This is a genomic window from Ruegeria sp. AL3, assembly GCF_056536065.1.
On the sequence record NZ_JBQFJG010000001.1, the window covers coordinates 244,362 to 266,207 of the forward strand.

At 56.0% G+C, this 21,846-nt stretch carries 25 protein-coding genes and 1 tRNA gene; 4 read left to right on the forward strand and 22 right to left on the reverse strand.

Features of this window, described 5'->3' with window-relative positions; genetic code table 11:
* Positions 1-237: 237 nt before the first annotated feature.
* On the forward strand, positions 238-2,001 hold the full coding sequence (locus ACR3E6_RS01220) for a helix-turn-helix domain-containing protein (RefSeq protein WP_480485403.1): 1,764 nt from the start codon (positions 238-240) through the stop codon (positions 1,999-2,001).
* Between the two features lie 447 nt (positions 2,002-2,448).
* On the opposite strand, the gene ACR3E6_RS01225 is transcribed toward ACR3E6_RS01220, so the two are convergent.
* Positions 2,449-2,874 (reverse strand): tyrosine-type recombinase/integrase, encoded by a 426-nt coding sequence (locus ACR3E6_RS01225; RefSeq protein ID WP_480485405.1) that lies wholly within the window; start codon positions 2,872-2,874, stop codon positions 2,449-2,451.
* Positions 2,875-2,948: 74 nt separating this feature from the next.
* Between ACR3E6_RS01225 and ACR3E6_RS01230 the strand changes: the two genes are divergently transcribed.
* Positions 2,949-3,704, forward strand: coding sequence for an IS5 family transposase (locus ACR3E6_RS01230; protein ID WP_480485407.1), 756 nt, complete (start codon positions 2,949-2,951; stop codon positions 3,702-3,704).
* A 75-nt stretch (positions 3,705-3,779) separates the two neighbouring features.
* Here the strand turns inward: ACR3E6_RS01230 and ACR3E6_RS01235 are convergent, their stop codons facing one another.
* From ACR3E6_RS01235 to ACR3E6_RS01250, 4 genes are all read right to left on the reverse strand, one after another.
* Positions 3,780-4,193, reverse strand: coding sequence for a hypothetical protein (locus tag ACR3E6_RS01235; protein WP_480485409.1), 414 nt, complete (start codon positions 4,191-4,193; stop codon positions 3,780-3,782).
* A gap of 81 nt (positions 4,194-4,274) precedes the next feature.
* Positions 4,275-4,637: a hypothetical protein gene (locus ACR3E6_RS01240; RefSeq protein WP_480485411.1), complete on the reverse strand. Its 363-nt coding sequence runs from the start codon at positions 4,635-4,637 to the stop codon at positions 4,275-4,277.
* Between the two features lie 413 nt (positions 4,638-5,050).
* Positions 5,051-6,355, reverse strand: a complete 1,305-nt coding sequence (locus ACR3E6_RS01245; RefSeq protein ID WP_480485413.1) for a hypothetical protein — start codon at positions 6,353-6,355, stop codon at positions 5,051-5,053.
* A gap of 729 nt (positions 6,356-7,084) precedes the next feature.
* Entirely contained in the window at positions 7,085-8,308 is a 1,224-nt protein-coding gene (locus tag ACR3E6_RS01250) for a MobA/MobL family protein (protein WP_480485415.1), read from the reverse strand.
* 217 nt (positions 8,309-8,525) lie between these two features.
* Between ACR3E6_RS01250 and ACR3E6_RS01255 the strand changes: the two genes are divergently transcribed.
* Positions 8,526-8,792, forward strand: a complete 267-nt coding sequence (locus ACR3E6_RS01255; RefSeq protein ID WP_480485417.1) for a hypothetical protein — start codon at positions 8,526-8,528, stop codon at positions 8,790-8,792.
* Between the two features lie 16 nt (positions 8,793-8,808).
* Here the strand turns inward: ACR3E6_RS01255 and ACR3E6_RS01260 are convergent, their stop codons facing one another.
* From ACR3E6_RS01260 to ACR3E6_RS01280, 5 genes are all read right to left on the reverse strand, one after another.
* Entirely contained in the window at positions 8,809-9,573 is a 765-nt protein-coding gene (locus tag ACR3E6_RS01260; RefSeq protein ID WP_480485419.1) for a hypothetical protein, read from the reverse strand.
* A complete protein-coding gene (locus ACR3E6_RS01265) occupies positions 9,573-10,394 on the reverse strand; it encodes a hypothetical protein (protein WP_480485421.1) in 822 nt (273 codons plus the stop codon). Before ACR3E6_RS01265 ends, ACR3E6_RS01260 begins: the two co-directional genes overlap by 1 nt.
* A gap of 12 nt (positions 10,395-10,406) precedes the next feature.
* Positions 10,407-12,371, reverse strand: a complete 1,965-nt coding sequence (locus ACR3E6_RS01270; protein WP_480485423.1) for a hypothetical protein — start codon at positions 12,369-12,371, stop codon at positions 10,407-10,409.
* A gap of 14 nt (positions 12,372-12,385) precedes the next feature.
* Positions 12,386-12,610: a hypothetical protein gene (locus tag ACR3E6_RS01275; RefSeq protein ID WP_480485425.1), complete on the reverse strand. Its 225-nt coding sequence runs from the start codon at positions 12,608-12,610 to the stop codon at positions 12,386-12,388.
* Between the two features lie 123 nt (positions 12,611-12,733).
* Positions 12,734-14,248, reverse strand: coding sequence for a DNA cytosine methyltransferase (locus ACR3E6_RS01280; RefSeq protein ID WP_480485427.1), 1,515 nt, complete (start codon positions 14,246-14,248; stop codon positions 12,734-12,736).
* Positions 14,249-14,333: 85 nt separating this feature from the next.
* Between ACR3E6_RS01280 and ACR3E6_RS01285 the strand changes: the two genes are divergently transcribed.
* Positions 14,334-14,777, forward strand: a complete 444-nt coding sequence (locus ACR3E6_RS01285; protein WP_480485429.1) for a very short patch repair endonuclease — start codon at positions 14,334-14,336, stop codon at positions 14,775-14,777.
* Between the two features lie 164 nt (positions 14,778-14,941).
* Here ACR3E6_RS01285 and ACR3E6_RS01290 read toward each other — a convergent pair.
* The 12 genes from ACR3E6_RS01290 to hisD form a co-directional block, all read right to left on the reverse strand.
* A tRNA-Phe gene (locus ACR3E6_RS01290) sits at positions 14,942-15,016 on the reverse strand.
* A 79-nt stretch (positions 15,017-15,095) separates the two neighbouring features.
* Complete coding sequence (locus ACR3E6_RS01295) at positions 15,096-15,278, reverse strand: DNA gyrase inhibitor YacG (RefSeq protein ID WP_480485431.1); 183 nt, start codon at positions 15,276-15,278, stop codon at positions 15,096-15,098.
* A complete protein-coding gene (locus ACR3E6_RS01300) occupies positions 15,275-16,297 on the reverse strand; it encodes a ribonuclease E/G (protein ID WP_171722826.1) in 1,023 nt (340 codons plus the stop codon). The genes ACR3E6_RS01295 and ACR3E6_RS01300 overlap by 4 nt, the downstream gene beginning before the upstream one ends.
* A complete protein-coding gene (locus ACR3E6_RS01305; protein WP_171634104.1) occupies positions 16,294-16,872 on the reverse strand; it encodes a Maf family protein in 579 nt (192 codons plus the stop codon). The genes ACR3E6_RS01300 and ACR3E6_RS01305 overlap by 4 nt, the downstream gene beginning before the upstream one ends.
* 11 nt (positions 16,873-16,883) lie before the next feature.
* The gene (gene infA / locus ACR3E6_RS01310; protein WP_005978431.1) at positions 16,884-17,102 is read right to left on the reverse strand and encodes a translation initiation factor IF-1; all 219 of its coding nucleotides are present in this window, start codon (positions 17,100-17,102) and stop codon (positions 16,884-16,886) included.
* Positions 17,103-17,193: 91 nt separating this feature from the next.
* Positions 17,194-18,069, reverse strand: coding sequence for a carbon-nitrogen hydrolase family protein (locus ACR3E6_RS01315; RefSeq protein ID WP_480485433.1), 876 nt, complete (start codon positions 18,067-18,069; stop codon positions 17,194-17,196).
* A gap of 67 nt (positions 18,070-18,136) precedes the next feature.
* Entirely contained in the window at positions 18,137-18,406 is a 270-nt protein-coding gene (locus tag ACR3E6_RS01320; protein WP_171722823.1) for a DUF4242 domain-containing protein, read from the reverse strand.
* Between the two features lie 62 nt (positions 18,407-18,468).
* On the reverse strand, positions 18,469-19,062 hold the full coding sequence (locus ACR3E6_RS01325; protein WP_480485436.1) for a GNAT family N-acetyltransferase: 594 nt from the start codon (positions 19,060-19,062) through the stop codon (positions 18,469-18,471).
* The gene (locus ACR3E6_RS01330; RefSeq protein WP_480485438.1) at positions 19,055-19,453 is read right to left on the reverse strand and encodes a ketosteroid isomerase-related protein; all 399 of its coding nucleotides are present in this window, start codon (positions 19,451-19,453) and stop codon (positions 19,055-19,057) included. The genes ACR3E6_RS01325 and ACR3E6_RS01330 overlap by 8 nt, the downstream gene beginning before the upstream one ends.
* Before the next feature lie 2 nt (positions 19,454-19,455).
* A complete protein-coding gene (locus ACR3E6_RS01335; RefSeq protein ID WP_171634118.1) occupies positions 19,456-19,908 on the reverse strand; it encodes an arsenate reductase/protein-tyrosine-phosphatase family protein in 453 nt (150 codons plus the stop codon).
* A gap of 3 nt (positions 19,909-19,911) precedes the next feature.
* The gene (locus ACR3E6_RS01340) at positions 19,912-20,391 is read right to left on the reverse strand and encodes a UPF0262 family protein (protein WP_171722821.1); all 480 of its coding nucleotides are present in this window, start codon (positions 20,389-20,391) and stop codon (positions 19,912-19,914) included.
* A gap of 98 nt (positions 20,392-20,489) precedes the next feature.
* Positions 20,490-21,791, reverse strand: coding sequence for a histidinol dehydrogenase (hisD, locus tag ACR3E6_RS01345; protein ID WP_480485440.1), 1,302 nt, complete (start codon positions 21,789-21,791; stop codon positions 20,490-20,492).
* Positions 21,792-21,846 lie beyond the last annotated feature (55 nt).

Consider the following 21,846-nt stretch of genomic DNA (forward strand, 5'->3'; position numbering starts at 1 on the left):
CCAAACGCTGATCGCGTTCAAAGTCGCGATGATTTGGGTTGCATCTAGATCAAATGCCACCGCGAGAGACGCTCCCGCCGTAAGGAGAGCAAACGTACTACTTAGTTTCATATGACAATCTTCCTTCGAGGTTGATCGTCGTTCGAACGACTGGTTACATGCGCCATCCAAAGATATGAAATGATTACATTGTAGATTTGCGGTTTGCATGCGGGTGACTTGCGGAAAATATGCGGAATGAGCAGTAGTTTTGGAAAAGCGCTAGGGGAGCTGATCCTCAGGAAAAGACGCGTCTTAGGTCTTACACAGACTCAGCTTGCTGAAGATGCATTTGGCTCATCGGGCAAGGTGCGCAGAATCAGCGAGCTAGAAAATGGGCTGGTGTCTAACCCACATTTGAAGACCATCGATCCGCTTATCGTCTACTTGAAGATTACAGAAGAGGAGCTGGATGAGTGCGCGGGTGAAGTCGGCTACCAGCCAAACCCAGCACTTGATCTTGCCTTTAAGGAAGCTTCCGGTCTGATCAGAAAGCTGGCGCAAAAATTTGATCACGACAATCCAGATGCCTCTTTTGATGAACTCAACTCATACCTTTGTGAGAAAGCCGCAGAGTTTGTTCGGCTACGAGACAAGATTTCCAAAATTGAGGCAGTTTCATCAGAGGTCGAAGAACTACGGGGAACGGCAGTTACCGCACTGCAAGCTGGTGAGTATGCCGAAGTGGATGAAATCCTAGAGAAGGCAGAGGAGTTACATCAGCAAGAAAAGACGCTGGCCGAGATCGATAAACAAGCAGAAATTAGAGCTTTGAGGGGGGACGCCAAACTCTTAGCAGGTGACTTTGAGGCGAGTTACTCTCACTACCGTAAAGCTGCGATGTTCTACTTGCCATTTGACAAGGATGTGACAATCGAACTCCTCCAAAACCTAGGTAAGCGAATTTATGAAGCGGCTCGGCGCTCATACGATGTCGATTTCAGGGTGGCAGAACGCCTTCTCAATGATGCCCTAGAAATTTCTGATCCTGCTGAAGTTCCCGCTGTTGTTGCCGGAATATGCTACCGGATCAGCCTTGTTCAGAGGAACAGAGCTGAAGCATTGAGCGCAAAAGAAAAGGCATCGTTGCTTCGAGATGCAGAGAGGTTCGCGAGGGACGCTGTAAGGTACCTTGAGGGAACAGAATTTGCATACGAGAAGATCTCAGCGCAGATTTCTCTGGCTAACAGTTTGTCTGATCGGGGAAGGATCGAAGGAGACCCGGAAACGCTTGCGCAGGTGATCGACCTCTACAGGAGCGCTCGAGACAATTTGCTGGCATTGAATGAGCATAGCGAACTGCTTTGCCATGTTTTCAATGGTCTTGGATCATCTCTACTACGAGCTGAAGAGTTTGGCGAAACTCTGGATTTGGCTGCACTTCAAGAGGCGCGCAAAGCATTTGGGGAGGCAATAGAGATCAGCGAGCGATTTGGTGACGTCGAAGCATGGGGAGGGGGAAACTTTAACCTCGGAAATACTGTGCTGCGCCTAGCTCACCTAAACGAGGCGAAAGAAGAAGTGTATCTCTTGGCGCGGCTAACAGCTATCTCCTGCTTTCAGAACTCCGTCGATGCCTATTCAGAGACCGCATTTCCCAACCAGTATGCGGAGGCACATCGGTGTCTTGGCGATGTTTTGTTCGAACATGGCTTGTATGCAGAAAATGACGTTCAGAAAGAAGTCAATTTTATGCGTGCGATGGCTTCATTCGAAAAGGCCACCCAATGGATTACCAAGGAACGTGATGTGCAAAGATGGGGGTACATTCAGTGTAGGCTGGGGAGTATCTTCGGAAACCACGCTAGGATTGCAGCGTCTGAGGTCGCGCAATCGGACATTCAGCAAGCAATTGAGTTCTTCGAAAACGGCTTATCAGCTTATCGCGAGGCTGGCTTCAGTGAAGGCGTGACTTCTTGCGAAGCAAACATCCGTAGATTGAAGGATATGGCCGAGTGCTAAAGTCTTTTTACTGTGGTAAATTACCACAGTAAACGATGTCGTGTGATGGATTGTGATGTGCATTGTAAGAGAAACATGGCTCGGTCCGAAAAATGTAAGCAAATATGCACACGTCTGTACTTTAAGTCATCTAACGACCTGTACTTAAAGTAAAAATTGCAAGCAATTATAGCACGAAGTAAGCGATTATTACATTTTGGTACCGTGTATCGTAGGTTCGAATCCTACCACCCCAGCCAGATTTCCCAAACATTTTCAATACATTAACAGAAATCTCGCCTTGCGCGACATTCATCAGATTATGCCATTTACCACGTTTTTTGTGGTAAATTCTCGTTTTTGGGGCCTGCGAATAGGTAGATTCCACAACCGTGCGCCCAACATCAGCGCTGGTATAAGGACAGCGGATCACGGTTCCGCTATCCTTCTTACCGCCAAGGCTCACTTTCAATTGATCGCCTCAAGAGGCTTGGATTTGTACTTGTCGAACAAGCCACAAGAAATTTCGCTAAACCGATCTGAACCATCATCTATCACGTGACCGTACTGAGACATCGTAAAGCTCGCGGTGTGATGGCCAAGCATCTTGAATGCTTCCAAGTACTTTCCATCCAACATCACAGATGAAGCGACATAGTGTCTTAGCGCGTGGAATCCCCGATGGTCGACACCGGCATGCCTTAGCAACGGAACCCAACAGTGATTACGAACTGTGTGATAGTGCTTGGGGGGCCCGGACTTCGAGGCAAAGACCCATGGGCTTTGGCTAGACAGAAGCTTCAGTTTAAAAAGGGTTTGCAAATCCGGCACAATCGCCAGTTTTCGGTAAGAGTTGGCAGTTTTTAGATCACCAACTCGGTCCGCCTGTGTCATACCCCTTCTTAGGGTCAGGACTCATTGATTTTCAGCGAGCGGCATGATTCACGGCTGAAAAACGAGCGGTGAACATGTCTGATCTTTTCTGGTTGACCGACGCGCAGATGGCGCGTCTTGAGCCCTTCTTTCCCAAGTCTCACGGTAAGCCGCGTGTCGATGACCGGCGTGTGTTGAGCGGGATAATCTTTATCAACCGCAATGGTTTGCGATGGCGCGATGCTCCCGCTGTCTATGGTCCTCACAAGACGCTCTACAATCGCTGGAAGCGATGGAGCGACAAGGGCGTTTTTGCCCGGATGATGGCCGGTCTAGCCGCCGAACACGGCGAGAAGAAGACCGTAATGATCGACGCGACTTATCTCAAAGCCCACCGGACAGCGACCAGCATGGGCGTCAAAAGGGGGCGTGCACGCCTGATTGGTCGGACGAAAGGCGGCATGAATACCAAGCTGCACGCTATTTGCGATAGCCAAGGCCGGCCGCTCAACCTGTTCGTCACCGCCGGTCAGGTCAGCGACTACATCGGCGCACGGGCATTGCTGAGCAGTCTGCCGAATGTCGACTGGCTGCTCGGAGACCGTGGCTACGACGCCGACTGGTTCAGAGAAGCCTTGAAAGACAAAGGGATACGCGCCTGCATCCCTGGCAGGAAACAGCGGAAGAAGCCGGTGAAGTACGACAAGCGCCGCTACAAACGCCGCAACCGCATCGAGATCATGTTCGGCAGGCTCAAGGATTGGAGGCGTGTGGCGACCAGATACGACAGATGCCCGAAGGTCTTCCTCTCCGCCATCGCCCTCGCCGCAACCGTCATTTATTGGTTATGAGTCCTGACCCTAAAAACGCGGAAATTCGAGTTTGAAGAGTTTGAAACCTGCCGCTCATAAGGCGAAAAGCAGGGATCAGGTGTCAGCTAACAACCTGTCGGTTTCGCGGATGGCGGCAGTCTTGTCATCGAGCGCGCGCTTGGCGCCACGCAGCTGCCGCCATCGCCATGCGAGATTGATGAGATCAATCGCTTTCATGTCGAAGATCTGCTCGGTCTCGATATTCTGCTGCAGCGCTCGATCACCCAGACCTTCACGATACTGGTTGGTGAATTTTCTGATATGCTCACCCAGCAGGTGAAGGCGATCCTCATCCAATTCCTCCAATCCGCGTCGCTCATGGAGGTTCTGCAGCAGATCCTGAGTGAGTTGTTTCGTTGTGCCCAGAGGCACGAGGCCCGTTTCCTGCCATTCGTCGGCAAGCAGGCGACCATGATAGATTGTCGCCAGCGTCAGCTCGTGCACCTCGCGTTCGGTTTCGATATCCATATTGGATCCTCCAGTGGGTGAGGCCGCCCCATGCGGCCTCTCAAGACGCCGATGGAGGGAGGACCCCACCGGCGGGTGCGCTCAGGCGGCGCGAGGGAAATCCTGCCGATCGTTGAGCCGGTGCAGGACATCCTGGAGTGCTTCGGTCAGCAGGCACAGGTCTTCGACGTAAGGGGCACTTGGATCGAGATCCGCGAAATACGCTGCTTCCGGTCGGTTTGGATCATGCACATGCTCCAGCGAGAGCAACTCATGGAGCCGCACCAGGCCCTGTTGCAGACGCCGAGTGAGAACCGGAGCTTTGCAGATATCGTCGATCAGCGCGAGGGTCGTCTTCAACGCAGGTCTTCCGCCAAGAAGCAGAGATGCATTCTGGAGGGCTTCGGAATGGAACCGCAGAAAATCCTGCAATTCGCCATGCGCCGGGGTAGTCAGGTCGAACATCACGTTCTCCTCTGTTACCGAGCGCAGGACGCGCTCGGCTTCAAGACCCGACCGGGCTTGGGCATTCTTGGACCGGCCATTTACAGCCGGCCCAGACACCCACACTCTCGAAACGAGGAACCGTTTTGACACGATCCCTGAGGAGCTTGCGTTTCCGGTCGCGCCCTCGCCCAAAGGGTGCGACCGGAAATGCAGGATCCATTAGGGTTTGCCCGACCATCCTGGAAGTCCTCGGAGTTTTCTCCGGACATGTCTGTGCCGACGCTGTTGCCGCGGGGCTGTCCGCCGTAGGCTTCATGTCCCGATTGCTCGTGGCATATGCCGTTGGGGAGGTGGGTGGGCGCTCTTTTCTCCCCCTGGCGGAGCCAGGGCCGCTGGCTACGCCCCTGAAGCGGGCACGGACCTGTCCGGCATCATGCCGCCTCCTGAACAGGGAGCTTTCCAGCGCGTTTCAACTCGTAGAACTTGGTTCTCCCAATGCCGAGTTTTTCCCTGGGCTTTTCACGCGAGGCGTTGTTCTTTGCCAGGTATTCTTCCCGGGACACAGCGCCATTCTCAGAGCGACGCTGCCGTTCCGCCTCCGCCTTACGACGCCTTCTTTCCGAAGCCGGGATGACCTGCTGCAGGCCAAGACGGCGCGCCAATTCCGGCGTGATGCCGAGTCCATCTGCGATCGTCGCGCCTTTGTAGTGATATCGACCGTCACCCCAGACCGACGCCGTTCTGGTGAGCCTGGCCTTCTTCTCTGCCTGTCTGGCGATCGCATTGACTTCCCCGGGCTTCAGCCCGGGTGTTGCCCTTGCGGCCATCTTCCGCACTTCCCCTTCGATGTCCCTGATGCCGGGAATGTGCGTGAGGCAAGTCGCATGGAAATGTAACCACGTGTTCCGCAAGCCTGTTGGGATCACACCGCCGTGGGCATTTCGAAAGATTTCCAGATCATCCAGGATCAACTTGAAACGCTTGGCCTGCGGCAGCCCCTTGGGCACTGATATGCCACTGGGCCGCTTCTTCCCTTTCTTCTGCTTTTTTCGCTCCTCCAATTCCTCGCGGATCGGTCTGCCGCTGGCCCTGAAGATTTGATCTGCCAGGGCATCAAAGCCGTAACGCCTTCCGGTGCCGCCCGAGATACGGACCTCCTTGCCGGATTTTTCATTGATGGTGCCGAGAATACGAAAAACCCTTGTGGCATCCCTGCATGCCTTATCCGCCCCAAAAGATGTGGAGAACTCGATCAGGGCGCGCATCGCCCCCTGCCAGCGCGGGAGCGCCGAAACCGGGATTTCCTCGATCAGCCAGATTGCAGCGAGGCCCCGGCCGGTGTGGATGAAAATGGATGGCTGTGGCATTCCTGAAACCAGCAGATGCGCTGAATATGCCGCCTGCACCTCATCCCGTGATTTCCCACGCCATTGCGGAGCGTTGAAATAGTCGAGATCTACATAGAGCGAGTTCAGCGCAGCCAGGTGCCTGCCTTGTCGCCCCTTCCAGAAGCGGTTGAGGGTTAGAAAGCTGGTTTGATCGAGAAACAGCGGCATCTGCATGATCATGCCTGCGTGTTCAAGCGAAAAGTTCTCCACTTCGTCGCCGCCTTGTTTGCACAGAACCGCCGCACGCCCGCGGGAGCCTTCAGGGTGCAACAGGCGAAAGTATTCCTCGGCAGAGAGGTCTGAAATCTGGTCGAGCGGGGCGAATTCGCTGGGATCTGAATGCTTCATCCCAGGGAATTACGTCCCGTGCGGAAAGCACAGAAAAAATCGGCTTGAATTGGTTTTCAGGCTGAAATCAGGGCCAGGCAGCAACGTGTCCGAATGTCTGCCAGCGACATTCAGACAAACTTATCTGACTTACTTACCGACAAACTTTCAGACCTTACAAACACACAAACCAACTTACCAACCAACTGACATTACTTATTTTTCCAGGCTGGGCAAAAAATATTTGAAAGTTTGTTTCTCCGATTTTGGAAACGAACCCAAGTCCCTCCTGCAAATGGCAACAACAGGAGTAAGTCATGCCTCGCACCCCTCTCAATTCCGACGAGAAGATCATCGAGACCGGTGAAACGCTGGAGAAAAATCTCGGCCGGGAGATCACCGCCACAGACATTCACAAAGCCCTTGAAGGCAAGGGCAACTACGCTCGGATTCGGAGGGTCTGGGAAGATCATCTTGCAACGAAGGATGAAGCACAGCCCCACGACACCCCGCTGCCAGACGGCACACAAGAACAGATCAGCAAAGCGGTGACTGCACTTGAGGCAAGTGTGGAGACCATCGTTCGCGGGCAGATCGCTCGGATAACAGAGCAAAATGTCCGGCAATTCGCCCTCCGCGAACGCGACTATGCCATGCTGGAGGCCGAACATGCGAAGAAAGTTCAGGCGCTGGAGGAAGAGATCGCATATTTGACCGACTGCCTCGACCGGCTTGAGGCAGAAAAAGTGGTCACATATGTCGATGCCCCCGACGACGTACCCGCACAACCCGCGGTGTCAAAACCGGCTGCGGCTGCGGCCGCCTTGGCGGAGGGTCGTAAGCGTCCAAATCGACCTCTGAAGAAAACTCATCCGGCTGCTCGCAAGGCGGCTCTTTCGCTCCCGCCTGCGCCGAAGAAATCGCCAGCTCCCACATCGAAGCCGACCTGACGCTGTCGAACTGCGCGGAGGCTTCGACGACGGTCTCCGCTTCCGCAGCAGTCCTTGCATCCTGAAGCCGGCGTTTTTCAGCGCCGGCTTTTTCCATTCTTTCGGCTTCCCGTTCTGCCGCAATCCGCGCAGATTCTTCCAGCCGGTCCTGTTCGCGCTGCAAGGCACGCAGTTGCTGCCAGGCGCGCCAGAGCTCATCATTGTGCTCCCGGATTTCGGCCCTGCGCTGACCCGCTGCGCTGGTATCGCTTCCATCTTCTTCCAGACGGCGCGACCTTTCGGCCCGGCGAGGACCAAGATGATCCTGAGGAATGAGGCCGACCGGGGCATCCCCGGCCTTGGCCATATCTTCATAGGAGCGCAGATCGACCCGTGCCGGCGAGCCGATCCGTTTCAGCGCCGCATTGGTCCGTTTTTGCCACTCCTGACGAATGCGAAGGATCTCTTCGGGGCCGGTCTTCTTGTCATCCAGAATCCTGGTCTTGTCGCCGAACGCGCCGGTTTCCGGGCAAACCTTACGGGTCGTGAGCAGGATGTGCGCATGGAAATTTCGATTGGTCCGCGTCGGGTCGAAAAGCGCTGCCAGGTAATCCTGGGCATCCGTGGCCAGTTTGCCGGCGTTGTGACGCCGTTCCAAGCCCCGATCCAGGAACCGGGGCGCATGGATGTCGGCTTGGACGGCAACACCATATTCATCACGCAGCCACAGTGAAAATCCACGAACAAGCCTCACCTGTTCGGCGAGCGGCAGCTCGGCCGACAGGGATGGGCGCAGCTCCCTGATGACCCGGGCATTGCGCCGGGTCTCCGCGCGCTCTGCTCTGTTCCAGAGAGCTTCGGCATCGCCGCTCCAGTTGATGAGTTCATGCGATAGAAGCCCGCCACGTTTGCCTGCTCGAAATCGCTGCCCCAGCCGCTCGTCTCGGTAGGACGCGCGGGCGGTATAGGCGGCAGATTTGACGGCAGATCTACCATCGGCTCTGGAATGAACAACGACTTCGAGGCGGCTTGCAGGATGTATCATCCAAGGGAAGTCGGGCCCGAACCCGACTTCCGCTCCTCAGCCCCGCCGGCCAGGCGCGCAGGCAAACTTCAGTTTGCGTAACTGCGCGCATCGCCTTTTCAGGGCGTGCGAGGGCCGCGCTCAGGGAGGCAAGGTGAGACACCTATTCAAAGATAGGAGCGATCGTTCAAACTGGGCACCACTTCCTGTTCGGCCACCATCGATATGGGAGAACGAAATGGCGGATTTGGAAGCGAAAATCGAACACGCTCGACAGCGGCTCAGGGATCTTCAGGCACAGGCGCAAAAACAGAAGCGCCGCAACGAGACGCGAAGGAAAATTATCTACGGCGCCGCTTTGCAAGAACACCTCGGGCAATTGGAAGTCTCGAAGAGGGAGGCCACCTTGGCATGGTTACACAAGAGAATTACTCGGCCCTCCGACCGGCGTTTTTTGGGGCTGCCAGATGCCTTGAAAAACGGCGATCCTGAAAAGAAAGCTTGAACCCTGTTTGCACCCGCTACTTTCTCCAGGCATCGAATTCGGCAGGTAGGAGACTGTAAACTTGTTCCTTGCTCATCGAATGCATGTCGAAATTCATTTGCAGCTGTTTCGCCACCTTGGTCGCCAAGCGTCTGGCGCTGCCAGGGGTTTCTTTGCCAAGCGCCTTTTTCTTCATAGCCCCGCTTTCGGCATCCAAGTACATTTCGACCGACACCTCCAACAAAGCCGGTGTTGTCAGGAAATCCTTGTCGGAGGTATAGAGCTGCTCGATGGCATCGGAGTGCTCATACATGGGCCGAGACAAGAACAGGCGCGCAGCAGTCTCTCCCAGTTGCCTGTGAAGCCAGAACGAAATGAAAGCCAGATGCCTGTAGTAACGGAACTTGCTGTAGGCGAGGGGAATATACCGATAGGTACTCCATAGATCATGTGAGTTTCCCCGACTGGATCGCTTCAGCAATTGAGGGAGGTAGACCGCCGATATCCAAGCCCATAGTCCCACATTCGAATACTGGACCTTGGACAATTCGACAGGAAGTGTCTCGTGAAGATAGTGGCCGAATTCGTACCTTGAATCGAAGACCATGGAGTCATCGATTGGGTCAGCTCCAAGCACCTCTCGAACCAATTCTGAAGCCCCAGCGATTTTTTCAACCATGGAAAAGAAATCTTCGGAAACCTTCGCTGGCTGCGAAGATTTCACCTTTGCCCTCTCCGCATCCATTAGTTCCTGAAAGGCGGCTACACCATCCGAATTGAACTCGCAAAGCGTTCTCTCCATTACAAAATCTCCTCGATCAGCGTTTTACCTTCCCGCCATTTCTGACTGGTGAACGCAGCAACGATCTGTTCGACGAGATCGAGCCTATCAATGTTGTCTGCATCGTTGAGATGGGCAGCTTCTTCTCCCTCGAGGGGTATAGCGAGCCGTTGCTGAATAAAGCTCACCCACTTTGCCAATAGAGAATCCTCGTCAATGTCCTTGATGCTGTCGAATCTCAGAAGAATTCCTGTGGCGACACTTCTCACGATCTCGGGGAAGACATGTGCGGCGAACAGTGGATCGTCGACGAATTTGTGGAAATAGTCGGCGTGCACGAACACCTCGAAGTCTCCTTGCCCATCCCAGCCGACTTGCCAAATGCGATCCCCAATGCTCGTTGAGGGCTTGGGATGGAAGATACCCTGGTTCTGTTCTCCTGAGCCTTCGTCCCCACTGCCGGTATGGAGCCTTACACGCCCACCTGTCGCGGCGAGGATCTTCCCTGAAGCATCTATAGAACGTGAAATCACCTTCAGGCGAAATTCCAAGTTTGCTCCATCCGGGATCTCATCCAGCTCGATTTCATCCTCGGACCTGTATTCCGGAAGCACATGTCGACGAATGTCGCCGAGCGCGAAGACATCGAGTACGAACTCCTTGGGTTCCTCTTTGTCGAGCTTGCACTCTTTCTCGATCGCGGCCCGGTCGAATTTTGCATGTATTCGGACAGTTTCCCCTTGGCGGTCAATGAGTTGTAAAGAGAAAAGCTCGCTTTTCTGTTTGATCCGAGCTCGACCAGTGAAATTATGCGTGTCGTTGAATTCAAGTTGAATGGTCATCGGCTAACCTCATCACAATTTAATTCTTGGATGGATCAGCAAGTCCCGGTTTCCATCGAAACCTTTTGCTGAAACCCGAAACTCCGGCTGGAGCAGCTCAACGGTGAAGGTATTCTCCGACGCCGAAACAACTTTTGCTGCCCCTTTTGGCGAAATCTCGATTGGAATGGTCTTTCCAAATTGGAAATCAATTTTGCTGTAGTCCCGCCATGATCTGCTTTTTCCGAGAGCCGATACATATGCCGCTTTCACGGAAACTTCGACTGGGAAGGCGACTTCCTCTTCTTCGAACAGTTCGGCAATGTTCCCCACCGGGAGCAGGTCGAAACCCGGGTTCTCTGTATCCCTTTCGACCCGAATGGCAGGCGACCTCTTCACTGGCGGGATGTCATCTGGTTCCTCCGACTTTTTCCGCTTCTGTCCACGTTTCTTCTTGGAACCGATCCCCATCGGTTCCGTGACAGAGAAGATATCATCGGCGAAATTCTCGTATGTGCTCGCATCCTCATCTTCCCGAGAAAGGATGCGATACATGTATGCTGGGAGATCCATCACAAACCGCAGCGCCCAATCGGATGTGAAGCTTTTTTGTTCATTGAATCGATTCAGGAACCACCTCGTATGCGCCGGCTCTTCGGCTTCCTTGAGGTAGTCCGACATATCTCGATCTTCAGCGATCAAGAAACAGGTGACATTCTTTGCCGGGATGTTCGAGGGTTGCCTCGATATGATGATCTGGTTCCGGATGAATTGCGCATTGTCGGTCAACTTGTAGTCATCTTTTTTGAAATATACTTCGACCAAACCGACTTGCTGCTCCCCATCAACGGTCTCGAATTTCAGGCTGAAACTGAACCCAACCAGTTGACCTTTCTCGAATGCAGAAAACATCCTTCCAAGGTTGTTTTCCGAAAAACAATCCTTGGTAACTGCGCCCCGGGTGTCTCCATGAGCTGTGTGAGTCATGATCGGCTCATTCCCAGCAAACCAGTTTGGATTCCCGCCGGTCTTGAGTTCAAGGATCTCCCGCACAATCCTGACGCGGTGTTCAGTATCCGAAACAGCTTTCCTGAGCCGCCCTCCTTGATCTGCAATATGCGTGATCACTTCTGAGAGGTTTTCCGCGCACACCGTCGTCGTCTCACCGGAAAGGCGATCGACGACTTCGACAACAAGATCCCCCTTCAGGATGGGCCAGTAGTAATCGCGTACTGTCGCAAGGAGAAGCCCACCGCTGTCGACTGAACTGGGAATGCCCGGGATGAAAACCGACAAGCCGCTCTCGTCACGCTTCAAGGAGAACTCGGACAGGAACCTCTCAACGTCAGTAGTTTCCTCGATTGGCATGAACTTTTCATTGCCGCCTTCATGAACCGATTGGCCAAATCGGCCGTAGCCGAGATAACTGCTCCCGTTCACCCGATGATAGGGCAAGTTCGCAAAGCCAAGAAGATATCTCTTCTGGTCATCGCTGCGCTTTGTCACCGCCAAAAACAGCGACATCCCCGAAATACGAGTAAGAGTGGTTTTACCAACGCCGTGACTGCCGCTGGATCCTTTACCCTTGCCACTGATCCCATCGTTCCACCAGAAGCCGACGAAGTTGGATCCCGAATGAGCGTTGCTCTTGTCAGTTTCGCCGATGAGGCCCTTGGTGCCTTCATCTTCGATAATCAAACAGCGAAGCTCCTTTCCGGCAAAACTCTCCGCGAACTTTCCGAGATCGTTGCTCGACAGGTGGTTGTCAACGGTCTCTCCTGCTTGACCAGTCCGGAGGAATGGCTCGAGGGTTTCCCATGGGAACGAGGCCAACGAAAGACGCACTCTGACCGGCTTCGTCGGATCAAGAGCGGCGTCCAATGAGTTCTGGACGGCTTCTCGAACCAGAGCCGTAGAAGCATCCTGATCATTGAAGAACTCATTCAGTTTCGAACTTGAATTGCTGTGCTCTGGGCCGGCCTTTGGAAAACTCCACATCACATCTTCCTAATTTACAATTTGAAATCTTGGTCCGAGGGGCGGGTCTGTGCAAAACGCCCCTTCAATGCTTTCATTTCATCGTCGAGCGCCTTCATGATTTTCCGAACATCACCATCATCGAACGAGTAGTTGTTCTTGTTCGAGAGGTTTCCGATGAGGCGGAGATCCTTGATCGCCTTGTTCACGCGCTTCTCGGCGAGTTCCTCAAATTTCTGTCGCTTGTCTCGTTCAACCATCGGCCGTCACCTCCAATTCGCGTGGCGCCCGACTCATATAGTTATTCAGAATTAAAAATGTCAACTATATTTGATAAATGTAGTGACCATTTTAGGTATGAAGACTATTTTCGACCTAAGTGTTTAACCTTTCGTCGCTTGTTTCAACATGCTGGAAACCGCGCTTGCGATCTGAAATGCCAGATACGGAGGCACTGCATTGCCCACCTGATGGTACTGGGCCGTTCTGCCCCCATGGAAGAAATAGTTGTCAGGGAACGTCTGCAACCTGGCTGCCTCTCGGACCGTCAAGGATCGACACTGTGTAGGGTCAGGATGAATGAAATAGTGCCCATCCTTTGAAATATGACTCGTCACCGTGGTCGAAGGACGGCTACCTACCTGAGTCCGGAATCGGTCAGCAAAGTGCCCTGTTTCACGGTTCTTATGTTCAGGTTGCAGAAAATCAGGGAACTCAGACAATTTCGGAGCCTTCTGATGCTCCTCTGCAAAGATGGAAGAGAACAGGTAACGCCCGAGATCGCCGGGGATGTGCCCCCTGGTTTCATGATGAAGGACGGCTTCCAGTTTTTCGTCCAGTAGCCATTCTTCCAGATCCTTCGGAAGCTGATGATCATCAGAGTAGGCTCGCGCCTGTCGTGCCAATGGAAGCTCATTTGTCTTGGCAATTCGTCGGGCACGTTTCCTGACTTCTTCAGGCACATCCTTTGCCTCTGAGATCTCCTTTGCCTGGTCTCGTACCGCATCGATCCAAGCTTCCAGTTGATCACCTCGGCTCAGCCCGCTCCGAACACGCGGGATCCCGGAGAGCGCTCTTTCAACGGTCGTGTGCCGATCTCGGCGCACAAGGAGAGGTTCCTCCCCGAAGTCCAACTTTTCAGAGATATCTTTCCGCACGCCGACCACGATCACCCTGTGCCGGGCTTGCGGCACACCGTGATCTTCTGCGCGGAGAATGAAGTCTCGCGCCGGAGGATGCCCCACCCCGAGATGCGGCGCAGCAGTCAGCGGAATCAGGGTGTAACCTCGTCCAGCCCCGGCAAGATCATCCAACACTCGATGGAAGATTCCCCCGCCATCAACCTTGCTCGACAGCATTCCCTTGACGTTTTCCATCACGAAGGCTGCCGGTTCGAGGCGCTCCAAGATGTTCACGTATTCCTTGTAGAGATAATGCCGGTGATCGTTTTCGAGGACATAGTCCTCCTTGCCCTTGTTGCGCGATCTGCCAGCCAGTGAATAGGCTTGGCAGGGCGGACCACCGATCAGGATGGTGTTTCCTTGGAAGTCTGTGCGAACCTTGTCGAGAACCCCTGCAATTTCGTCGAAAACACCGGAATCTCCCAGAACCAATTGCCGGACTTCCTGCTCTGCGTGTTTCCATTCTTCCGGGTAGAGCTCCGACCAGTTCGGAAATTCCACACCCTCATTCAGTGCCGCATAGTACTCCTCTGGAAACTCTTCGCCAAAGCGGCGCAGGAAGGAGCGCAGACGCAAAGTCTGCACGGCGTTGGTCTCCATTTCCACAGACAGGTGGATTTTCATGCTGACGTCGCCATCACGGCCAGCCTGAGTAAACCCCTCACCAAGGCCTCCCGGCCCCGCAAACAGGTCGATTATTGCGAATTCACTGCTCATCTACGTCCCTTCAATGTATTATTCTTTTATCTTCAAGAGTATGATGTGCGCCAGGGCAAACCTGCCGCCATGAGAATGGGATCACATGGTAGACATAGTCACACCCGAAGTGCGCTCCAGGATGATGTCGCGCATTCGAGGTCGAAATACCAGGCCAGAGGTAGCTCTGCGGAAGGCCCTTCACCGCAGAGGATTTCGATTCCGGCTGAATGCCAAAAAGCTGCCTGGTTCACCGGACATCGTGCTGCCGAGGTGGAAAACCGTCCTGTTTGTCCATGGTTGCTACTGGCACCGCCACTCCGGATGCCGGAAAGCCACCACGCCCTCCAGCAACGTCGAATTCTGGGTAGAAAAATTTCGCCAGAATGTGGAGAGAGATGGGCGTAACATCCACGATCTTGAGGAGGCTGGATGGCGAGTGGGTGTCGTCTGGGAGTGTGCCATCGGGCGAGAGCCACCGCCCGGTTTGATTAGAAAGGTGGAAGAGTTCATTGAGGGTGGGCAGCCTGCCCGGATGGATTTCGAGTGACGTGCGACGTCCTTGGCGTTGGCCTCAAAAAAATCAGAGTGTGTGGAGCAGAATGTGGAGCAAATTGTGTAGCAAGCCGGGGCAATCCACATCTTCCCAACAGTAGATCATCGCACTTTATTGTCATAAAGCAACGACATAGATTATTTTTCCTGCGGAAAAAGTGGTGCCCGGGGGCGGAATCGAACCACCGACACGAGGATTTTCAATCCACTGCTCTACCCCTGAGCTACCCGGGCACGGGAACGACGTTCGTCGTTGGGTGGGGGCCTTCTATGACTTGCTACCAGCGGTGTCCAGAGGCTTTTTCACATTTTTTCAATGCGGTCGCTTTGGCGTGAAGTCCTGCGTGTCATCCTTGGCTTCAAGGTCATCTTCGCGCTGCGACGGAACCGAGTAGGACCCGTTCAACCACTTGGCCAAATCAATGTCCGCACACCGCCTGGAACAAAACGGACGAAATTTCTGCTCGGTCTCGCCTCCGCAAATCGGGCAGTTCATTTCAGGATCTCCATTACAGGAACGCGACCACGCTTTCGCTGCAACTCAAAGTGGCCCAGCGGGGTCCAGCCTGCAAGAATCGTCTCGTCCGGGTCTGATCTGAACGCGGCACGCAAAGCGGACTCAAACCCGCGGCGATCCTTCTTTGGCATGGGAGCGAGGTCCAGCGTTATCTGACCAGCCAGCCCACGTACGCGCAACGCACGGGGCAGCATCTTGGCGCAGGCGAAATTGGCCTTGGTGCCCGCCGCCAGCGAGGTGTCCGCTCCGGTGTTCACATCCACGGCGACCAACGCGCGTGTGGGTTCGATGTAAAGATACCCTCCGCCCGGCAAAGGCTCGGACGCTCCACGCACGGTATCCAGCGCATCCAGAACGCCGTGGGTTTCGAACCCGCCCGCCTGTGTCACGACTTCGGCCGGGTCGGTCCAGTCGCGCCAGGCAAGGATATGGGGGCTGTCACCTTCGCTGAGAAGTTCAGGCTCGGTCCCGTCGTCATTCATCACCTGCTCGGCCTGCGTCAACATGGCCGAGAGGTCTTCCGAGATCTCTTCGGCATCCGCACCAGCGCAGCAGGAGCGCAGGATCAATCCATAGGCGCTGTCACCCATCTGCTCGTGGGCGATTTCAAGCAGTTGATCGCGTGTGTCCTCGTCCTTGATACTGCGCGAAATGTTCAGGCCCGGAGCGTCCGGCGTAACAATCGCATAGCGGCTTTTGAAGAGGATGCGATTGCTCACCGGTATGGCTTTGCCGGGCTCTGCAAAGCCGGTAACCTGTACCAACAACAGGGCACCGGGACCCAAGCCTTTGACTTGTCGCAGGAAAGCAGGGCCATCTGGTGTGGTCAGGAACATTCCGCCCTGCCCCTTGACCGGGCGGTCAGCGCGGGCGCGATAGATCGTGCCGGGCGCGGGTGCGTCTGTGGCGATCAAGAAGTCATCCAACTTGCCGTCGACCATCAGCGCAGCCGCTTCGCGGCCTTGGATGTGGTCCAGAACAATGGTGCGACCTTTCATGATGCCTCTCGATACAGTGGATAGCCGATGCCTTGCAGCAAGGCCGCGGTCTCGGACAGGGGCAGGCCAACGATGCCTGTGAACGACCCCGAAATCCATGGAATGAAAGCCCCTGCGGGCCCCTGAATCGCATAGGCGCCTGCCTTGCCGCGCCAGTCTCCGGTCGCCAGATAGGCGTTGATCTCGACATCCGACAGACGTTTGACCTTGACCTGTGAGACGACATCACGCTGCAGCACACGGTCTCCGCGCCGGACCGCAACCGAGGTGATCACGCGGTGACGACGACCAGACAGGGAATGCAGAAACTCTGCCGCCTGCCCCGCATCCTCGGGCTTTCCCAGAATCCGACGCCCCAAGGCCACGGTGGTATCTGCACAGAGGGTAACGTCACCTCTATCTGCCTGAACAGCCTGCACTTTTTGGCGCGTGATGCGGTGGCAATACGGAACCGGAAGCTCGCCCTTCAAGGGCGTTTCGTCGATGTCAGGAGGGCAAATGGCATCGGGCCGCACGCCAAGCTGGGCCAGCAGGTCCAGCCGTCTTGGGCTGCCCGATCCGAGAATGAACGCCATTGCGGCAGGCGTTACTTGAAGCGATAGTTGATCCGACCCTTGGTCAGATCATATGGGGTCATCTCGACCTGAACCTTGTCGCCGGCCAGAACACGGATGCGGTTCTTGCGCATCTTGCCTGCCGTATGTGCGATGATCTCATGGCCGTTTTCCAGCTCGACCCGAAACGTCGCATTAGGCAGGAGTTCCTTCACGACACCGGGAAATTCGAGCGTATCTTCCTTGGCCATGTTGTCTCCATCATTACGTTGCACCCGCAGAATCTGCGGGGGTGTGCGCTTAAATGAGCCTATTTCGGCCTTATTTCAAGGGCGGAATCACCTAAAGAGCGGATATTGTGACCGATTCGACTCGGGCGGCCTGTTCCTCCCAATGGGTTCGGTTCAGCACGTGACCGTCCGCGCGGACCTCGGCGATGGCTGACAGGTCGACATCCGCATAGGTCCAGCCCGGCTGATTCAAAGTGCCTTCGGCCAGCACACCGGTGGCCGGGAACCCCTTGTCGGGCGGGCCAAAAACGCCTCCGGTCCCGGTGTTCACATCCACCGCCTCGGACCACTGGTTGTTCCCGACCAGCGAGGCCATGACCGTAACGCATTGATTTTCCAAAGCTCTTGACATTGCGCCAATCCGCACGCGCCAGTAACCCGAAAGCGCTTCGGTACAGGATGGCGCAAGGATCAGGTCTGCCTCGCTCAGCGCGCGGCCCAGCAACGGAAACTCGCTGTCATAACAGATCAACACACCGATCTTGCCCAGTGCGGTGTCGAACAGCTTGAGCGGACCCCCCGGGGCGATGTCCCAATCCTCGCGTTCGAACCGGGTCATGATCTGTTTGTCCTGATGGTCGAAACTGCCATCCGGCGCGTAGAAGGCGGCACGGTTCACCGGACGCCCGGGGCCATCAACAACCGGCGCCGACGCACCCAGAATGTAGGTTTTGTACGTCTTGGCGACGCGGGTGTGCAGATTTTGTACATCCTCCATCCGGTCGGACACGGCCCGGATCGACCGCTCCAAATCGCCGGCAATCTCGGCCCCGTCGAGGGTCGACAGCTCCATCGCGCCATATTCGGGAAAGACCAGCAATTCGGCCCCCTGCCCTGCGGCCTGGGACACCCACCCCTCAAGCTTGTCTTCGTATTGCGCCCAGCTATTCAGCCAGTCGAGGTTGTAGGCGGCAGTTGCGACTTTCATGGCAGCGTCCCCGTTCGGTCAAATTCGCGTGACCTTAGTCGCGGACGCAGACCGGAGTACAGCCCAATTACCCTGCGGTCGTCGGATCGATGATCGTGGTCACTTCGGTGACCGTGTTGGCCGGGAACCCGCTGAGTTCCGCATGCTTGTGGATCGCGTCCTCGCTCTCGGCCAGATAAATGCAAAAGGTCTTGTCACCAGCAACATAGGAATGCTCCCACTGCACGCCGGGTATTTGCGCCAGCGCTTCGTTCGACTTCGCAGACGCGCCGCACAGTTCGTCACCGGACATGGAACCGACACCCGGAAGATCGCGTTCGATAACATAGCGTTTCATGGCAATTCCCCCACAGAAAACCCAACACTACCATGATTCGGGAATTTTTTTGCGTTTGGCGTTCAGAGATCCCGGATCCAGAACTGCAACGGCTTCAGCGTCTCACCCTCTTCCCCAATGTCTTTCCACGAAAACTGTGCGATCGCACCGGGCAATGGTTCATACCCCCGCGCGTGCCAGAAGGCATCCAGCGGGCGGTAATTGTCGGGCCGCATCGGATGATCTGCCGGGCGTTGCACACCGCAGAACGCGCATTTGGTGAAACCCAGCGCGCGGGCGTGGGCTTCGCGTTCGTCAAAGAACCTGTGGCCGACACCCTGCCCACGATAGTCGGGCAACAGCACCGATTCGGCGCAATAGAAGATGTCATGCAGGTCAAGCCCGGAGCCCTGGAAGGCCGCCGCGAAATCGTCAGCGTGGTCAGTCAGCGGTGCGCCGGTCGAGGCGCCGATCAGGCGGTCGCCGTCGAAGGCGCCAATCACGATGGCCTTGTCGCTGTCGCGGTAGGATTGCAGGTATTTGCGTTCGTATTCCAGATCGCCGTCATAGAGGTAGGGCCAGGCGTGAAACACCCTGATCCGCAGGCGGGCGACATCGTCCAGAGCGGCCCCGAGTGCCGTTCCGGTCAGGGGGCGGACGTCGGTGACCTCAGCCATTCGAAACCTGTTTGGTCCAGTCTGCCAGGTTGTAGAAAGTGGTGACGCGGGTGATCTTGCCATCCTTCAGGTCGAAGAACGAACCGGCAGGCAGGCGGTACGTCTGGCCATGCGCATCCGGAAGGCCATCATCGGTTTTCAGGTAGGTGCCGTTGACGATGAATTCGGCTGCGGCGCGGGTGCCGCCTTCGGCTTCGAACACGACGATGTCGGTCAGGTTTTCTTTGTAGCACCGGTTCATATGCGCGCAGAACGCGGCGAACTTGTCCTTGCCAATGCGGATCTGGCCTTCGTTCACGTGATGGGCCACGTCATCGGACAGGCAGGCCAGCATGGCATCCACGTCACCGGCATTGAAGGCTTCGAAATAGGTTTTGACGGTCTGGTTCATGGTCACTCCGTAGGTTCGCCCCAGCGGTCTTTCAGATGTTTGATGATCTGATCGCGGGTCTGTCGGTAGTGATGTAGCTTTTCTTCGCGGGTCTCGCCCAACCCGGTAGGGTCCATTATTGGCCAATAATCGACATCGAGGTGAAAAACACGGGTCAGTTCCAGCGCCTGCCGCTGACTGGCGGGTGAAAGCGCCACCACCAGATCAAACGAGCTGAGGTCATCACCCCATTCCTGCATCTCGTCAAAGGAGCGTGAGCGGTGGCGGGACAGTTCCACGCCGACCTCGTGGCAGACGGCGATGCTGAAGCCGTCGATTTCCAGATCGTTATGCACACCGGCGGACTGAACATAGGTGCCGGTGCCATAGAATTTCTTCATCAGCCCCTCGGCCATCGGGGACCGAACCGCGTTGTGGTCGCAACAGAACAAGACCGACTGCGGCAGAGGCTTCACGCGTCAGCCCCCAAAATGCAGAACGCAGATCAGCGTGAACAGGCGACGGGCGGTGTCGGTGTCGACATCTGCCTTGCCTTCCAGCCGTTCCTGCAACACGCGGCTGCCTTCGTTGTGGATACCCCGGCGGGCCATGTCGATGGTTTCGATCTGGCTGGGCGGCAGTGATTTCACCGCATCGAAATAGCTTTCGCAGATCTGGAAGTAATCCTTGACCACCTGCCGGAAGGGACCGAGCGACAGGTGAAACTCGGCCGCTTTTTCGTTGGCCTCGGTTTCAATGTCGAAGACAAGCCGTTTGTCGCGGATCGAAAGCTGAAGGCGATAGGGGCCTTCGGGCACAACGCGGTCGTCGCGTTTGGGCAGCGAGAAGCTGTTTTCTTCCAGCAGATCATAGATGGCAACCTTGCGTTCCTGCTCGATCTCGGGCGTGGGCGGCGGCAGATTTCTATCATCCAGTTCGATATGCGAGATGCGGGTCATCTTTACAGTCACATTCCTTGCGTCAGCACAGACCTATAGCAATGATATTCAACGGGCAACGCACAGAAACGCCATATGCGCCAGGTCTTTGCGTCATTTCAGCCATTCAGGCGGTTCAGGCGCGCGGTGACCGAGAGGCCATGCGCCTCGAGGCTTTCCGAGCACGCCAGCTGTTCGGCGGCAGGACCAATGGCGCGCAGGGCTTCGGGGGTCATCTGGCTGAGCGTGGTGCGTTTGAGGAAATCCATCACGCTGAGGCCTGACGAAAACCGTGCCGAACGCGCGGTGGGCAACACGTGGTTGGGACCGCCCACATAATCACCGATGGCTTCAGGTGTGTACTGGCCCAGAAAGATGGCCCCGGCGTGGATGGTTTTTTCGCTCAGCGCCACCGGGTCTGCGACGCAAAGCTCCAGATGTTCCGGGGCGATACGGTTCGATAGGATTGCAGCCTGATCCAGATCACGGACGGTGATTATGGCGCCGAAGTCGCGCCAGCTGGCCCCGGCGATGGCGCGGCGTTGCAGGGTTTCGAGGCGTTTTTCGACCGCCGTAGCGACGCTTTGGCCAAAAGCGGCATCATCCGTGATCAGGATCGACTGCGCGCTTTCATCGTGTTCGGCCTGGCTGAGCAGGTCCAGCGCGATCCAGTCGGGATCGTTGTTCTTGTCGGCGATAACCAGAATCTCGGAAGGGCCCGCAATCATGTCGATGCCGACCTTGCCAAAGACACGGCGCTTGGCCGCCGCAACAAAGGCGTTGCCCGGGCCCGTGATCTTGTCGACCGGCGCGATGGTGTCGGTGCCATAGGCGAGCGCCGCCACGGCCTGCGCGCCGCCGATGCGATAGACCTCGTCCACACCCGACAGCTGCGCTGCCAGCAGCACCAGCGGGTTCACCTGCCCGTCCGGGGTGGGCACCACGATGGCCAGCCGTTCAACCCCCGCCACCTTGGCCGGGATGGCATTCATCAGAACCGACGACGGGTAAGAAGCCAGCCCGCCCGGCACATACAACCCGGCGGCTGAAACGGCTGACCAGCGCCAGCCCAGTGTGGCCCCGGCCTCATCCGTCCAGCTGTGATCACTAGGCATCTGCTTTTCGTGATAGGCCCGGATGCGGGCGGCGGCCAGTTCCAGCGCCGCGCGATCCTCGGCCGAGACCTGCGTCACCGCGTCCGCGATTTCCTGAGCGCTGAAGGCCAGCGTTTCGGGCGTCAGCTCCAGCCGGTCGAATTTCGTGGTCAGTTCGATGACCGCCGCGTCACCCCGGTTGCGGACATCGTCGATGATCTGCGCCACAACCGCGTCCACATCCGGGCTGTCCTCGCGCTTGGCGGACAGCAGGGCCTGAAAGGCGGTTTCGAAATCGGGTGATGTGGCGTCAAGGAAAACGGGCATGATCTGGCACTCCGGGCGTTGCGCCACGGGACATATCGCCCACGGGGCGCGGCCT

Bases quoted from the DNA above. Each gene is read 5' to 3' on its own strand.
- ACR3E6_RS01260 (WP_480485419.1), bottom strand. From the start codon at position 9,573: ATGGAGAGAACGCTTTGCGAGTTCAATTCGGATGGTGTAGCCGCCTTT.
- infA (WP_005978431.1), bottom strand. From the start codon at position 17,102: ATGGCCAAGGAAGATACGCTCGAATTTCCCGGTGTCGTGAAGGAACTC.
- ACR3E6_RS01275 (WP_480485425.1), bottom strand. From the start codon at position 12,610: ATGGTTGAACGAGACAAGCGACAGAAATTTGAGGAACTCGCCGAGAAG.
- ACR3E6_RS01235 (WP_480485409.1), bottom strand. From the start codon at position 4,193: ATGGATATCGAAACCGAACGCGAGGTGCACGAGCTGACGCTGGCGACA.
- ACR3E6_RS01315 (WP_480485433.1), bottom strand. From the start codon at position 18,069: ATGAAAGTCGCAACTGCCGCCTACAACCTCGACTGGCTGAATAGCTGG.
- ACR3E6_RS01255 (WP_480485417.1), top strand. From the start codon at position 8,526: ATGGCGGATTTGGAAGCGAAAATCGAACACGCTCGACAGCGGCTCAGG.
- ACR3E6_RS01285 (WP_480485429.1), top strand. From the start codon at position 14,334: ATGGTAGACATAGTCACACCCGAAGTGCGCTCCAGGATGATGTCGCGC.
- ACR3E6_RS01300 (WP_171722826.1), bottom strand. From the start codon at position 16,297: ATGAAAGGTCGCACCATTGTTCTGGACCACATCCAAGGCCGCGAAGCG.
- ACR3E6_RS01320 (WP_171722823.1), bottom strand. From the start codon at position 18,406: ATGAAACGCTATGTTATCGAACGCGATCTTCCGGGTGTCGGTTCCATG.
- ACR3E6_RS01225 (WP_480485405.1), bottom strand. From the start codon at position 2,874: ATGACACAGGCGGACCGAGTTGGTGATCTAAAAACTGCCAACTCTTAC.
- ACR3E6_RS01245 (WP_480485413.1), bottom strand. From the start codon at position 6,355: ATGAAGCATTCAGATCCCAGCGAATTCGCCCCGCTCGACCAGATTTCA.
- ACR3E6_RS01250 (WP_480485415.1), bottom strand. From the start codon at position 8,308: ATGATACATCCTGCAAGCCGCCTCGAAGTCGTTGTTCATTCCAGAGCC.
- ACR3E6_RS01325 (WP_480485436.1), bottom strand. From the start codon at position 19,062: ATGGCTGAGGTCACCGACGTCCGCCCCCTGACCGGAACGGCACTCGGG.
- ACR3E6_RS01270 (WP_480485423.1), bottom strand. From the start codon at position 12,371: ATGTGGAGTTTTCCAAAGGCCGGCCCAGAGCACAGCAATTCAAGTTCG.
- ACR3E6_RS01340 (WP_171722821.1), bottom strand. From the start codon at position 20,391: ATGACCCGCATCTCGCATATCGAACTGGATGATAGAAATCTGCCGCCG.
- hisD (WP_480485440.1), bottom strand. From the start codon at position 21,791: ATGCCCGTTTTCCTTGACGCCACATCACCCGATTTCGAAACCGCCTTT.
- ACR3E6_RS01240 (WP_480485411.1), bottom strand. From the start codon at position 4,637: ATGTTCGACCTGACTACCCCGGCGCATGGCGAATTGCAGGATTTTCTG.
- ACR3E6_RS01230 (WP_480485407.1), top strand. From the start codon at position 2,949: ATGTCTGATCTTTTCTGGTTGACCGACGCGCAGATGGCGCGTCTTGAG.
- ACR3E6_RS01280 (WP_480485427.1), bottom strand. From the start codon at position 14,248: ATGAGCAGTGAATTCGCAATAATCGACCTGTTTGCGGGGCCGGGAGGC.
- ACR3E6_RS01220 (WP_480485403.1), top strand. From the start codon at position 238: ATGAGCAGTAGTTTTGGAAAAGCGCTAGGGGAGCTGATCCTCAGGAAA.
- ACR3E6_RS01305 (WP_171634104.1), bottom strand. From the start codon at position 16,872: ATGGCGTTCATTCTCGGATCGGGCAGCCCAAGACGGCTGGACCTGCTG.
- ACR3E6_RS01295 (WP_480485431.1), bottom strand. From the start codon at position 15,278: ATGAACTGCCCGATTTGCGGAGGCGAGACCGAGCAGAAATTTCGTCCG.
- ACR3E6_RS01265 (WP_480485421.1), bottom strand. From the start codon at position 10,394: ATGACCATTCAACTTGAATTCAACGACACGCATAATTTCACTGGTCGA.
- ACR3E6_RS01330 (WP_480485438.1), bottom strand. From the start codon at position 19,453: ATGAACCAGACCGTCAAAACCTATTTCGAAGCCTTCAATGCCGGTGAC.